General features: G+C 67.1%; 11 protein-coding genes and 1 pseudogene. 7 read left to right on the plus strand and 5 right to left on the minus strand.

Annotated features, from left to right (window positions below):
* Positions 1-33 precede the first annotated feature (33 nt).
* Complete coding sequence (gene clpA / locus FW784_RS02195; RefSeq protein WP_149351724.1) at positions 34-2,316, plus strand: ATP-dependent Clp protease ATP-binding subunit ClpA; 2,283 nt, start codon at positions 34-36, stop codon at positions 2,314-2,316.
* Between the two features lie 65 nt (positions 2,317-2,381).
* Here clpA and infA read toward each other — a convergent pair whose 3' ends face one another.
* The 4 genes from infA to trxB form a co-directional block, all read right to left on the minus strand.
* Complete coding sequence (infA, locus tag FW784_RS02200) at positions 2,382-2,600, minus strand: translation initiation factor IF-1 (protein ID WP_027083105.1); 219 nt, start codon at positions 2,598-2,600, stop codon at positions 2,382-2,384.
* Between the two features lie 96 nt (positions 2,601-2,696).
* The gene (gene aat / locus FW784_RS02205) at positions 2,697-3,434 is read right to left on the minus strand and encodes a leucyl/phenylalanyl-tRNA--protein transferase (protein ID WP_425481568.1); all 738 of its coding nucleotides are present in this window, start codon (positions 3,432-3,434) and stop codon (positions 2,697-2,699) included.
* Positions 3,431-4,561: a GNAT family N-acetyltransferase gene (locus tag FW784_RS02210; protein ID WP_149351725.1), complete on the minus strand. Its 1,131-nt coding sequence runs from the start codon at positions 4,559-4,561 to the stop codon at positions 3,431-3,433. Before FW784_RS02210 ends, aat begins: the two co-directional genes overlap by 4 nt.
* 21 nt (positions 4,562-4,582) lie before the next feature.
* Positions 4,583-5,536, minus strand: coding sequence for a thioredoxin-disulfide reductase (trxB, locus tag FW784_RS02215; RefSeq protein WP_149351726.1), 954 nt, complete (start codon positions 5,534-5,536; stop codon positions 4,583-4,585).
* 209 nt (positions 5,537-5,745) lie between these two features.
* Between trxB and FW784_RS02220 the strand changes: the two genes are divergently transcribed.
* From FW784_RS02220 to FW784_RS02240, 5 genes are all read left to right on the plus strand, one after another.
* On the plus strand, positions 5,746-6,813 hold the full coding sequence (locus FW784_RS02220) for an alanine dehydrogenase (protein WP_149351727.1): 1,068 nt from the start codon (positions 5,746-5,748) through the stop codon (positions 6,811-6,813).
* Between the two features lie 130 nt (positions 6,814-6,943).
* Complete coding sequence (locus tag FW784_RS02225) at positions 6,944-9,307, plus strand: DNA translocase FtsK (RefSeq protein WP_235893539.1); 2,364 nt, start codon at positions 6,944-6,946, stop codon at positions 9,305-9,307.
* A gap of 102 nt (positions 9,308-9,409) precedes the next feature.
* A complete protein-coding gene (gene lolA, locus FW784_RS02230; protein WP_149351729.1) occupies positions 9,410-10,027 on the plus strand; it encodes an outer membrane lipoprotein periplasmic chaperone LolA in 618 nt (205 codons plus the stop codon).
* A 176-nt stretch (positions 10,028-10,203) separates the two neighbouring features.
* Positions 10,204-10,890, plus strand: coding sequence for a hypothetical protein (locus FW784_RS02235; RefSeq protein WP_149351730.1), 687 nt, complete (start codon positions 10,204-10,206; stop codon positions 10,888-10,890).
* Positions 10,891-10,988: 98 nt separating this feature from the next.
* The gene (locus FW784_RS02240) at positions 10,989-12,293 is read left to right on the plus strand and encodes a replication-associated recombination protein A (protein ID WP_149351733.1); all 1,305 of its coding nucleotides are present in this window, start codon (positions 10,989-10,991) and stop codon (positions 12,291-12,293) included.
* A gap of 33 nt (positions 12,294-12,326) precedes the next feature.
* Here the strand turns inward: FW784_RS02240 and FW784_RS02245 are convergent, their stop codons facing one another.
* Positions 12,327-13,331: an NAD-dependent epimerase gene (locus FW784_RS02245; RefSeq protein WP_149351731.1), complete on the minus strand. Its 1,005-nt coding sequence runs from the start codon at positions 13,329-13,331 to the stop codon at positions 12,327-12,329.
* 251 nt (positions 13,332-13,582) lie between these two features.
* Between FW784_RS02245 and FW784_RS02250 the strand changes: the two are divergent.
* Positions 13,583-13,772 (plus strand): annotated as a pseudogene (locus FW784_RS02250) (hypothetical protein); the annotation flags it as partial.

Consider the following 13,772-nt stretch of genomic DNA (forward strand, 5'->3'; position numbering starts at 1 on the left):
ATCTAGCATTGCAGACGCTTCGGAGGCTCCAACATGTTCAGCAAGGATCTCGAGTACAGCATCGGGCAGTGCTACAAGCGCGCTCGCGAGGCTCGTCACGAATTCATGACGGTCGAGCACCTGCTGCAGGCGCTGCTCGACAACCCCTCCGCCGAGGGCGTGCTTCGCGCGTGCGAGGCGGACGTCCCGCGCCTGCGACGGGAGCTCGACGAGGCGATCGCCACGTCGGTCGCCGTCCTGTCCGACGACAGTGACCGCGACACCCAGCCCACGCTGGGCTTCCAGCGCGTGCTGCAGCGGGCGGTCTACCACGTGCAGTCCTCCGGCAAGAAGGAGGTCACCGGAGCGAACGTGCTGGTTGCCATCTTCGGCGAAAAGGATTCGCACGCGGTCTATTTCCTGAACCAGCAGGACATCGCGCGGCTCGACGTCGTCAACTACCTGTCGCATGGCATCAGCAAGCAGGGTGGCGAGGAGTCGAGCCGGGAAGAGGGGCAGGGCGGGTCGGCGGAAGGCCCGGATGGCGAGGGCAAGAGCGACGCGCTGACCGAGTTCGCCACCAACCTCAACAACATGGCGCGCGAGGGCAAGATCGACCCGCTGGTCGGGCGCGCCGACGAGGTGGAACGCACGATCCAGGTGCTGTGCCGTCGCCGCAAGAACAATCCGCTCTACGTCGGCGAAGCCGGCGTCGGCAAGACCGCGATCGCGGAAGGCCTCGCCAAGCGCATCGTCGACGGCGACGTGCCCGAAGTACTCAGCGACGCGACCATCTACGCGCTCGACCTCGGTGCACTGGTCGCCGGGACGAAATATCGCGGCGACTTCGAGAAGCGCCTGAAGTCCGTGCTGCAGCAGTTGCGCAAGATCCCGGGCGCCGTGCTGTTCATCGACGAGATCCACACCATCATCGGTGCGGGTTCGGCGTCGGGCGGCACGATGGATGCGTCGAACCTGATCAAGCCGGCGCTGTCGTCCGGTGACCTGCGCTGCATCGGCTCGACCACGTTCCAGGAGTACCGCGGCATCTTCGAAAAGGATCGTGCGCTCGCGCGTCGCTTCCAGAAGATCGACATCGTCGAGCCGACGGTTAGCGAAGCGGTGGAGATACTCAAGGGTCTCAAGCCGAAGTACGAGGCGCACCACGGCGTCAGCTACAACGACGACGCGATCCAGGCTGCCGTTGACCTGTCGGTCAAGCACATAGGCGACCGGTTGCTGCCGGACAAGGCGATCGACGTGATCGACGAAGCCGGTGCGCGCCAGCGCCTGCTGCCCGAGACCGAGCGCAAGGCGGTCATCGATGTCGAGGAAGTCGAGCGCATCGTCGCCAAGATGGCGCGGATCCCGGCGAAGCAGGTCACGGCCACCGACAAGGACGTGCTCCGCAACCTCGAGCGCAACCTCAAGATGGTGATCTTCGGGCAGGATCCGGCGATCGACACCCTGACATCCGCGATCAAGCTGGCGCGTTCTGGGCTCGCGAGCCCGGACAAGCCGATCGGCAACTTCCTGTTCGCCGGCCCCACCGGCGTCGGCAAGACGGAGGTGACCAAGCAGCTCGCGATGCAGCTCGGCATCGAACTGGTGCGCTTCGACATGTCCGAGTACATGGAAGCGCATTCGGTAAGCCGCCTGATCGGCGCGCCCCCGGGCTATGTCGGGTTCGACCAGGGCGGCCTGCTGACCGAGAAGATCGTCAAGACACCGCACTGCGTGCTGCTGCTCGATGAAATCGAGAAGGCGCATCCGGACATCTTCAACATCCTGTTGCAGGTCATGGATCGCGGCATGCTGACGGACACCAACGGTCGCGAGGCGAATTTCCGCAACGTGATCCTGGTCATGACGACCAACGCGGGCGCTTCGCAGGCATCGCGGCGTTCGATCGGCTTCACCAAGCAGGACCACGCATCGGACGCGATGGAAGTGATTCGTCGCAGCTTTTCGCCGGAGTTCCGCAACCGGCTCGACGCGGTGGTGCAGTTCCAGCCGCTCGGGATGGACCACATCCTGCGCGTGGTGGACAAGTTCATCATCGAACTCGAGGCGCAGCTGCACGAGAAGAACGTGACGATCTCGGCGACCCCGGAAGCGCGCGACTGGCTCGCGAAGCACGGCTTCGACCCGCAGATGGGTGCGCGTCCGATGGCGCGGATCATCCAGGAGAACATCAAGCGTCCGCTGGCGGACGAACTGCTGTTCGGCAAGCTGGTCAATGGCGGCCGCGTCGCGGTGGACGTGCGGGAAGACAAGCTGGTGGTGGACGCTCAGGCCGAGCCGGAGCGACTGTTGCCGGCGACCGTCGAGACCTGATCGCAGTCGTGGAACGCAAAAGGCGGCCTTCGGGCCGCCTTTTTCTTTGCTGCATCCCGCCGCTATTACTTCATGCGGTAGGTAATGCGGCCCTTGGTGAGGTCGTAGGGCGTCATTTCGACCTTGACCCGGTCGCCGGTGAGGATGCGGATGTAGTTCTTCCGCATGCGACCGGAGATGTGGGCGATGATCTCGTGGCCGTTTTCGAGGCGAACGCGGAACATCGTGTTCGGAAGGGTCTCCGACACGGTGCCTTCGAATTCGATCACGTCATCTTTTGCCATGGTTTCCTGGTGGGTCACTGGAGTCCGGAGCGGGCTCGATAAGCCGCGGATTGTGCCACGCGGGCACGACCGGGTGCAAAAGCACCGGGTCGCGGCCTACCGCGCCAACGCGGCGGAGTCCAGTTCGCCGAACGCCGCCGTCCACGAGCCGGGCGGCGCCGGCGCGTCCACCAGCGCTGCCATCGCTTCCAGGAAGCGCGCTCGCGGCCACAGCTGCGCACCGAGCGACACCAGGTGCGGGTTCTCGACCTGCGCGTCGATCAGTGGCCAGCCCCAGTGATGCAGCCTGTGGGCGAGGCCTGCCAGCGCGACCTTCGAGCCGTCGGGCCTGCGGCTGAACATGCTTTCGCCGAAGAACATCCGCCCGATGGCGACGCCGTAGACGCCCCCGATGAGTTCGTCGCCATCCCAGGTCTCAACCGAATGCGCATGGCCTTCGGCGTGCAGCCGCACGTAGGCGCTTTCCATCGCCGGCGTGATCCACGTGCCCCGCTGCCCCGGCCGAGGTATCAGTGCGCAGGCGGCGACCACCGAGTCGAATGCGGTATCGGCACGTACCGTCCAGGGACTGGATTTCAGGCTCCGGCGGAATCGCCGCGAGGTCGCGACGTTGTCGGTTCGGAACACCGTGCGCGGGTCGGGCGACCACCACAACGGCGGCTGTCCTTCGGAGAACCAGGGAAAGATGCCGTGCCCGTACGCGTTCAGAAGGCGCACCGGCTCGAGGTCGCCTCCGATCGCGAGGAGTCCGTCGGGCTCGCGCAGCGCATCGGCGGGGTCCGGGAACGGTGAATCCGGTGCGTCACCGAGGACGGGAACGTTCAGGCCGCTCACGACGGATCCCGCCGGAACGGGCTGCTTCCCTCGAGGCTTCGTGCGTACGATGCGATCGCCGCGCGCTCTTCAGCGCACCACGGGGCGAGCGCGTCGCGAAATGCGGGCTCGGCGATCCAATGCCGGCTCCGGACCAGCGCGGGCAGGAAGCCGCGCGCGAGCTTGTGCTCGCCCTGCGCACCGGGCTCGAAACGGTGCAGTCCTTCGCGCAGGCAGTAGTCGATACCCTGGTAGTAGCAGGCCTCGAAATGCAGGCCGGGGTGTTGCTCGACACTGCCCCAGTAGCGCCCGTAAAGCGTGTCGCTACCGCGCAGGCATAGCGCCCCGGCCACCGGGCGGCCGTCGCGCTCGGCGAGCACGATCACCAGCGCCCTCGGCATTGCGCGCGCGAGGTGTTGCAGGAACGGCATCGTGATCGCGGGGCGGTTCCCGTATTCGGAGAACGTCTGCAGGTAGAAGCGGTGCATCGCCGCGAGATCGGCCTGGCTCGCCTCGTCGCCATGCACGACGCGGAAGGCGATCCCCGCGCGCGCGACCTTCGCCCGTTCCTGCCGGATGTTCTTCCGGTGCTTGTGGTCCATGGCGCCGAGGAAGGCGTCGAAGTCCCGCCAGCCAGCGGTGTTTTCCCAGTGGTACTGGACGTCGATTCGCTCGAGCCAGCCATCGTCGAATGCGGCGACGTCCTGATCGTCGTGGAAGTTGACGTGCACCGACGAGAACCCGTCGTCGCAGGCGCATCGCAGCGTTTCGACGAGCGCTCGTCGCGCCGCCGCGTCCCGCGCGAGCAGGCGCGGGCCGGTCACCGGCGAGTAAGGCACCCCGCACAGCAGTTTGGGGAAATAGTCGAGCCCGTAACGCGAGTACGCGTGCGCCCACGCGTGGTCGAACACGAACTCGCCGTGCGAGTTGGTCTTGGCATAGACGGGGGCGGCGGCGACCAGGGTGTCGCCGTCCCACAGCGTCAGGTGGCGCGGCGTCCAGCCGAGCTCGGGCAACACGCAGCCCGTCGCTTCCAGCCCGGCCAGGAAGGTGTGGCGCACGAACGGGTTATCGGAACCGGCGAGCGAATCCCACGTCGCCGCCTCCACCTCGTCGAGAGCCTCCAGCCAGCGAGTGCGCAGCGCCATTTCGATGCGGGCGCGCCCGACTCAGCCGGCCTTGTCGAGGTAGCGCTCGGCATCGAGCGCCGCCATGCAGCCCGAACCGGCGGACGTGATCGCCTGGCGGTAATGCTGGTCGGCTACGTCGCCCGCGGCGAAGACGCCGGGAATCGACGTCGCCGTCGCGTTTCCCTCGATGCCCGACTGCACAGTGACGTAACCGTTGCGCATCGCCAGCTGGCCTTCGAAGAGCGCAGTGTTCGGCGTGTGGCCGATCGCGACGAAGAAGCCATGCACGGGGATCTCGCGCGTGCTGCCGTCGAGCACGGAACGCACGCGTAGCCCGGTAACGCCAGCATCGTTGCCGAGCACTTCGTCGACCGTGTGGTGCCATACCGGTTCGATGCTGCCGGCCTGGATCTTCGCCTGCAGCTTGTCCTGCATGATCTTCTCGGCGCGCAGCGTGTCCCGGCGGTGCACGAGGTAGACCTTGCGCGCGATGTTCGCGAGGTAGAGCGCTTCCTCGACCGCCGTGTTTCCGCCGCCGACGACCGCGACGTCCTGGTCCTTGTAGAAGAACCCGTCGCACGTCGCGCAGGCCGAGACGCCGCGTCCCTTGTAGGCCTCTTCGGACGGAAGCCCGAGATACTTCGCCGTAGCGCCGGTCGCCACGATCAGGCCGTCGCAGGTGTATTCGCCGCTGTCGCCAACCAGACGGAACGGCCGTGACGAAAGGTCGGCCGTGTGTATGTGGTCGAACAGCACTTCGGTGTTGAAGCGCTCCGCGTGCGCCTGCATGCGAGCCATGAGGTCGGGGCCCAACAACCCGTGCGGGTCGCCCGGCCAGTTGTCGACTTCCGTGGTCGTCATGAGCTGGCCGCCCATCTGGAGCCCGGTAATGACGACAGGCTTCAAGTTGGCGCGTGCCGCGTAAACGGCGGCGCTCCAGCCGGCGGGGCCGGAGCCCAGGATGATCAGGCGCGAATGCTTTGAGAGGGTCATGGATATAATGGCGCGCTGTGTGATGCGTGCATTTCTACACGCGGAACGGTGCACCGCAGCGGGCATCATTCCGCTGTTGCGGCCGCACGACAGGAAGCGCCATAGCTTGGCGGTCGCATGACGGCAGCACAAGGCGCGGTGGCGAAACGCCGCGACCCACCCCCGCAGACAAGCGCGCCGTTCCGTCGGCGTGCGCCACGGAGACAGCAATGCGCATCGGTGTACCGAAGGAAACCAAGACCCTCGAAGGGCGCGTCGCGCTCGTGCCGGCCGCCGCCGGCGACCTGGTCAAGCGTGGCCACGAGGTGTGGCTCGAGCAGGGCGCGGGCCTCAAGAGCGGTTTCAGGGACGAGGAGTACACCCGCCTGGGCGTGCACATCGCGCCGGACGCGGCCGCGCTGTACGAGAAGGGCGAAATGATCGTCAAGGTCAAGGAGCCGATTGCCGGCGACCTGGCGCTCCTGCGCAAGGACCACCTGTTGTTCTGCTACCTGCACCTGGCGGCCGAACCGACGCTCACCAGGCAGCTGCTGGATATCGGCCTCACCGGCGTCGCCTTCGAAACCGTCGAGCTGCCGAACGGCGACCTGCCACTGCTGGCGCCGATGTCAGTGATCGCGGGCAAGATCGGCGTGCAGGTGGGCACCCACCTCCTGCACCAACCGATGGGTGGCAAAGGAAAGCTGCTGGGCGGGCTCTCGGCCACCGAGCGCGGCAAGGTGGTGGTGTTCGGCGCGGGTCGGGCGGGCGGCGCATCGGCGGCCCTCGCAGCCGCGGGCGGCGCGAACGTCACCGTCTTCGAAATGCGCGAAGACCGCATGGACGAGATGATGCGACTGGGCAACAACGTCACCGCGCTGTATCCGTACCACGATGTCGTCGCGCGTGAAGTCGCTTCTGCCGACCTCGTGATCGGTGCGGTGCTCGTGACCGGCGCCAAGGCGCCACACGTGATGACGCGCGAGATGTTGAAGGGCATGGAGGACGGCTCGGTGGTCGTCGACATCGCGATCGACCAGGGCGGCTGCTTCGAGACCTCGCGCCCGACCACCTGGAAGGAGCCGACGTACGTGGAGGAGGGCGTGACCCACTTCTGCGTCACCAACATGCCGGGCGCCGTGCCGCAGACGTCGTCGCAGGCGATCTGCGCCGCCATCCTGCCGTGGGTCAACAAGCTCGCCTCCGGCAACTGGCGCGACAACGCTGCGCTCGTGCGTGGCATCAATGTCGAGGGTGGCCGGATCATCCATCCGGCGCTGCAGGGCATGGCGCTCTGACCGCCTGAGGCTACGTTCCGCGGAACGGGTCGCGATTTGACGCCATAAGGAAACCGGCGCTCGCGTAATGCGGCGCCGGTTTTCACGTATATTCAACAACTAAGACGCACCAGCTGAGGCGAACTCTCACGTGGCGCAGGCCCCAGCCGCTACCCGCAAGAAGGCCGCGACGGCCCCCCGCGCACCGCGCGCACCGGCCTCGCCGCGACGTCAGCGCATGGCGCGCGACATCGCGATGATCTTCATCGCCCCGGCGCTCCTGTATCTGGTCGCCACGCTCTTCACCTATTCGCCCCAGGACCCCGGCTGGACCAGCTCGGGTGCCGTTACCGCGCCGATCCACAACCTTGGCGGGACCGTCGGCGCAGTGATCGCCGACATCCTCTTCAACCTTTTCGGCTTCACCGCGTATCTGCTGCCCCTGATCCTCGGTGCAGTCGCGTGGATCGCCCTCTTCCAGAAAGAGGCGGATGCCGAGTCGACCGACCTGACACCCGCGCTGCGGCTCGTGGGCCTCGTGGCATTCCTGATCGCGATGACCGGCCTGCTGCACCTGCGGCTGGGCGGAGGCGAGGTCGATCCCACGCGCGCCGGAGGAATCCTGGGCCGGCTCGTGGGCCGGTCGCTCGGTCGCGGCCTCGGGCAGCTCGGCGGCAACCTGCTCCTGCTGGCGCTCCTTCTGACGTCGGTGACGCTGGCGACGGGCCTCTCATGGCTGGGTGTCATGGATCGCGTCGGCGCGCTCGTGATGAGCGCCGGACCGCTGGCGTCGCGACTGTTCCGTCGGAGTGCCAAGCAGGCGGGGGAGTGGAACGAAGTACGCGTGCTTCGCGAGGAGCGCGAGCAAGTGCGCCGCGTCGACACCGAAAAGCGCGAGAAGCGTGCGCCAGTCAGGATCGAGCCGCCGCCGGCGCCGGTGGTCGAGAAGAGCGAGCGCGCGAAGCGCGAACAGCAGATCCCGCTGTTCCACGTGCCCGACGGCACCGGCATCCCGCCGTTGGCGCTGCTCGACGACCCGAAGCCGCAGCCGAAGGGATACGACCCGGACACGCTGGAGACGCTCTCGCGGCAGATCGAATTTAAGCTCAAGGACTTCCGCATCGACGCCCACGTGGTGGGGGCGTACCCGGGCCCGGTCATCACGCGGTTCGAGATCGAGCCGGCGCCGGGTATCAAAGTCAGCCAGATTTCCAGTCTGGACAAGGACATAGCGCGCGGACTTTCAGTGAAGTCTGTGCGCGTGGTCGACGTCATCCCGGGCAAGTCGGTGGTCGGCCTGGAGATCCCGAACGTCAACCGGGAGATGATCTACCTCTCCGAGTTGCTGCGCTCGAAGGAGTACGACAAGTCGGCGAGCCCGCTCACGCTGGCGCTCGGCAAGGACATCGCCGGGCGGCCGACGGTGGCCGACCTGGCGCGGATGCCGCACCTCCTGGTCGCGGGCACCACGGGCTCGGGCAAGTCGGTGGCCGTCAACGCGATGGTGCTGTCGTTGCTCTACAAGGCGTCGGCCAAGGACGTGCGCCTGCTGATGATCGACCCGAAGATGCTGGAGCTCAGCGTCTACCAGGGGATCCCGCACCTGCTGGCGCCGGTGGTCACCGACATGAAGGAGGCGGCCAACGGCCTGCGCTGGTGCGTCGCGGAGATGGAGCGGCGCTACAAGCTGATGTCGGCCGTCGGCGTGCGAAACCTGGGCGGCTTCAACAAGAAGGTGACCGACGCGATCAACGCCGGCCAGCCGATGATGGATCCGCTGTTCCGCCCGAACGCCGAGGCCGGCGAGGTGCCGCGCCAGCTCGAGCCGCTGCCGCACATCGTCATCTTCATCGACGAATTCGCCGACATGATGATGATCGTCGGCAAGAAGGTGGAGGAGCTCATCGCCCGCCTTGCGCAGAAGTCACGCGCGGCCGGCATGCACCTGATCCTGGCCACGCAGCGGCCCTCGGTGGACGTCATCACCGGCCTGATCAAAGCCAACATCCCGACGCGCATCGCGTTCCAGGTGTCGAGCAAGATCGACTCGCGCACGATCCTGGACCAGTCCGGCGCCGAAACGCTGCTCGGCCATGGCGACATGCTCTACATGCCTCCGGGTACGTCGATGCCGGAGCGCGTGCACGGCGCGTTCGTGTCCGACGAGGAAGTGCATCGCGTCGTCGAGCATCTCAAGCAGATCGGCGGGCCGCCCGACTATGTCGACGGCGTGCTTGAAGAGGTGCAGACGATGGGCGACGGCGTGGTGGTCGGCCCTACCGGGCTTCCCGAGACCAGCGGCGGCGGCGACGAGTCCGATCCGCTGTACGACGAGGCCGTGCGCATCGTGACCGAGAGCCGGCGTGCGTCGATTTCCGGGGTGCAACGTCGCCTGAAGATCGGCTACAACCGGGCCGCGCGCCTGATCGAGGCGATGGAAGCGGCCGGTGTGGTGACGCCTCCCGAGCACAATGGTGATCGTTCGGTACTGGCGCCGCCGCCGCCGAAGCACTGAGGCCGTCGCCAGGCTGAAGCCCCGGGTCGGCGATCGGCCTCGACTCGCGCCCTGTTCATGTTGCGCCGCACAGACTCTCGGCCATCTTTGATGGAGATCGACATGCGCCCGATCACGACTCTCGCCGTCACCGGATTGCTGCTGTTCGCCGGGGTTGCCTCGGCTGCCGCGCGCGACCAGCTCAACGGCTTTACCAAGGGCCTGAAAACGCTCGACGGCAATTTCAGCCAGCAGGTGTTCGACACCAAGGGCAAGCTCAAGGAAACCAGCAGCGGACGCGTGGTGTTGTCGGCCCCGAAGCTGTTCCGCTGGGAATACGTCAAGCCTTATCCGCAGCAGATCGTCGCGGACGGCAAGACCGTCTGGATCTACGAGCCCGACCTGCAGCAGGTCACCAAGCGCCCGCAGGGCGCCGAGGAGCGCAGCAGCCCGCTTGCCGCGCTCACCGACCCGAAGAAGCTGGACGCCCAGTTTGCGGTCCAGGAGGCCGGCACGCAGGGCGGCCTGCAGTGGCTCCTGCTGACGCCGAAGGGCGAAAGCTCCGGCTTCCGCACGGCGAGGCTCGGGTTCGGACCGGGCGGGCTGACGCGGATGCAGGTGGTCGACCAGCTTGGCCAGCGAACCGACATCAGCTTCTCAGGCTGGAAGCGCAACGCGCCCGTCCCGGCCGCGACGTTCCGCTTCGCGGTGCCGAAGGGCGTGGACGTCATCGGCGGCTGACCGCTTGGGTCGCCTGCAACGGAGAGGCGGGCAACCGCCTCTCCGTTGATACTTGGAATTCGCCTTAACCGTTTGGAAAGACACGGATTTCCGTCCGCCCGATATCACGGGCCGTGCACGGATCGCTGCCGAAAGTGGCCTTCACACGACGCGACCGCGTCAGCAAGGCTCCGGCGATGCCCCTGCGCACCACGCTTCTTTCGATCGGCACCTTTTCCGCGCTCGCGGCCACGTCGATGGTCTCCGGCCATCGTGCGCCTTCTGCGGTGCCGGCTGCCGCGCCAGTCGCGGCGAGTGCTTCGAGGCTGGAGCCCGCAGCGAAGGTCGACGACGCGGTGGCCGCTGCGGTCATCGAGAGCATCACCCGCCAGTTCGACACCACCGACGTCGTGGTGCAGCTTGCGCGGGTCAACGTGCGCCCGGCGAGCATCCAGGACCGGCAGGTTACCGGTGAAGGCCGCCTCCGCATCGATGGCGCCGGCGAGTGGATTCCGTTCCACTTCGACGCGATGTACGACACCGCCAGTGCCGAGGTTTCCTATCCGCAGCTCGACCTCGGCGGCGGCGCGTCTGCGCCGGTGCGCGGCGGGTCGCCGATCGCCGCGTCGCTCGATCAGCAGGTCACGCGGGCGATGAAGTCGGAATTCCAGAGCCAGCCGGTGCGCTGGTCGATGCGCGCAATCCGGGCCACCGATCTTGGCCGGTTCACCCGCGTGCAAGGCAGCGGCGTTGCAGACTTCGGCAGCGATGGCAGCTCGCCTGCGCAGGTCGAGGGGCTCTACGACACGATCGCCAAGCGCTGGGTGCGCGTCCACTACGAACTGGGCCCTGCGCCGGCCGGCAGCGCATTCGCCAGCCTGTGACCCGCGCCTGCTAAGGTTCGTGGCGCCTCATCAAACGGACCGCCGTGGCCCGTAGATTCACCCCCGACGTCCGTCAGGACGACCACGATCTCGACGCCATGCGCCCGCTTGCCGAGCGCATGCGTCCGCGCACGCTCGACGAGATGGTCGGGCAGAAACGCCTGTTGCTGCCGGGCTCGGCCCTGCGCCGCGCGGTGGAGTCGGGCCGCGTGCATTCCATGGTGCTTTGGGGCCCGCCGGGTTGCGGAAAGACGACGCTCGCGCTGCTTCTCGCACGCTATGCCGACGCGGACTTTCGCGCGATCTCGGCCGTGCTGTCGGGCTTGCCGGAGGTCCGGCAGGTGCTCGCCGAAGCCGCCGAACGTTTCGCGGCCGGACGTCGAACCGTGCTCTTCGTCGACGAGGTGCATCGCTTCAACAAGGCGCAGCAGGACGCCTTCCTGCCGGCCATCGAGCGCGGAACCATCGTCTTTGTCGGCGCCACCACCGAGAACCCGTCGTTCGAACTGAACTCGGCGCTGCTGTCGCGTTGCCGCGTGCACGTGATGGAATCGGTCGATGCGGACGACCTGGTCGAGGCGCTGCACCGCGCCCTAGCGGACCGCGACCGCGGCCTTGCAAACGAAGGCATTGCAGTCGATGACACGCTCCTTCGACAGATCGCCGCGGCCGCCGACGGCGACGTTCGACGCGCGCTCACGCTGCTCGAGATCGCTTCGGAGCTCGCGGCGGGCGAGGGCGGCCGTATCACCGAGACCACGCTCGTGCAGGTCCTTGCCGACCGAACCCGTCGTTTCGACAAGGGCGGCGAACAGTTCTACGACCAGATATCGGCGCTGCACAAGTGCGTGCGCAGCTCCAACCCGGATGCCGCGCTCTACTGGCTCGCGCGGATGCTCGACGGCGGCGCGGACCCGAACTATCTCGCACGCCGCATAACGCGCATGGCGGTCGAGGACATCGGGCTCGCGGACCCGCGCGCGCTGGAAATGGCGATCGACGCCTGGGAAACCTACGACCGGCTCGGCAGCCCCGAAGGCGACCTTGCGCTGGCGCAGGTCGTGATCTACCTGGCGACGACGGCGAAATCGAACGCGGGCTACGTCGCATGGGGCGAAGCACGCGCCGACGTCCGCGAACACGGGACGCAGCCGGTGCCGATGCACCTGCGAAACGCACCGACGAAACTGATGAAGTCGCTCGGTTATTCGAAGGGCTACCGCTACGATCACGACGCCGACGGTGGCGTAGCGCTCGGGCAGACCGGTTTCCCGGAGGCGATGGGCGAGAAGGTGTACTACCGGCCGGTCGATCGCGGTCTCGAGATCAAGCTGGGTGAAAAGCTTGCCCGGCTGCGGCAGGCACGCGGCACGCGCGGGGGCGCGGCGGACGATTCGACGTAGCGTCGAGCTTCGGCGGCGCGCCCGGCTACGTGCTCACGGCCCGTAGTAACCCCGATACCAGTCCACGAAGTTCGCGACGCCGGTTTCCACGGACGTTTGCGGCTGGTAGCCCGTGTCGCGCACCAATGCGCTGATGTCCGCGTAGGTGTCTGCTACGTCGCCGGGCTGCATGGGCAGCAGGCGACGCTCGCTGCGGCGGCCGAATCCCGCTTCGAGCAGGTCGATGAAATGCATGAGCTCGACCGGCCTATGGCTTCCGATGTTGTACACGCGATACGGAGCAGTCGAGGTGGCTGGAGAGTCGAGCAGCGAAACGTCGTCGGACGGGGCCGGCGGGCGATCTAGCGCACGCACGACTCCTTCGACGATGTCGTCGATATAGGTAAAGTCCCGGCTGTGGCGGCCGTGGTTGAACACGTCGATCGGCTCCCCGGCCATGATCTTCCGCGCGAAGATGATCGGCGACATGTCGGGCCGTCCCCACGGCCCGTACACGGTGAAGAAGCGGAGCCCCGTCGTGGGCAGCGAATAGAGATGGCTGTACGTGTGCGCCATCAGCTCGTTCGCCTTCTTCGTCGCCGCGTACAGGCTCAGCGGATGGTCGACGCTGTGCTCGACCGCGAATGGGAGCTCGCGGTTCGCGCCGTAGACGGAACTGGAGGATGCATAGACGAGATGCTCCACGCCGCCGGAGCGGCAGGCCTCGAGCACGTTGATGAATCCGACGAGGTTGCCGTCGACATAGGCGCGCGGGTTCTGCAGTGAGTAGCGCACGCCCGCCTGCGCGGCCAGGTTGACCACGCGCTGCGGCTTGAAGTCGGCAAACGCGCGCTCCATCGCATCGCGGTTCTCGAGCTTCGCCTCGACGAACGCGAAGCCGTCCCGCGGAATCACCTCCCGCAGGCGATCGCGCTTGAGTTGCGGGTCGTAGTAGTCGTTGACCTCGTCATAGCCGAGCACATCGTCCCCGCGCTCGATCAGGCGCTTGGCGAGGTGGGAGCCGATGAAGCCGGCGGCGCCGGTGACGAGAACGCGCATGCGATTTTCCCGGAAGGTTCGAGTGGCGCCGAGACCCGGTTACAGGACGGCGCCAGCGGCGGTCGGCAGCGATGCCTCGTGCAGTGACTACCCGGCCGCCGCAGGGAACGCCATCGGGGGACTCGGCAGGCGCAATCATGCCTTCTGCCCGTGCGCGCGTCTCGGAGAAATCCGACTGGACTGGCCGGCGCCGGACGACGGTGCCGAGCCCGCGGCCGATCCAAGCTGTGGATCTTCCAAGGAGGACCGGGATGGAACGGACGACAGGTTGGATATTCGCGCTTGCGCTTCTTGCGATCGCGCCCGGTGCGGCGCATGCGCAGACCGTGCAGAAATGCATTGGTCGCGGCGGCTACGCGCGCTACCAGAGCGAGCCGTGCGCGCGCGGCGAGCGGACAGCCGAAACGTGGGACGCGGTGCCGGAGCCGGAGCCCGAGCGCC

Source organism: Cognatilysobacter lacus (assembly GCF_008274655.1).
Lineage (GTDB): Bacteria > Pseudomonadota > Gammaproteobacteria > Xanthomonadales > Xanthomonadaceae > Cognatilysobacter > Cognatilysobacter lacus.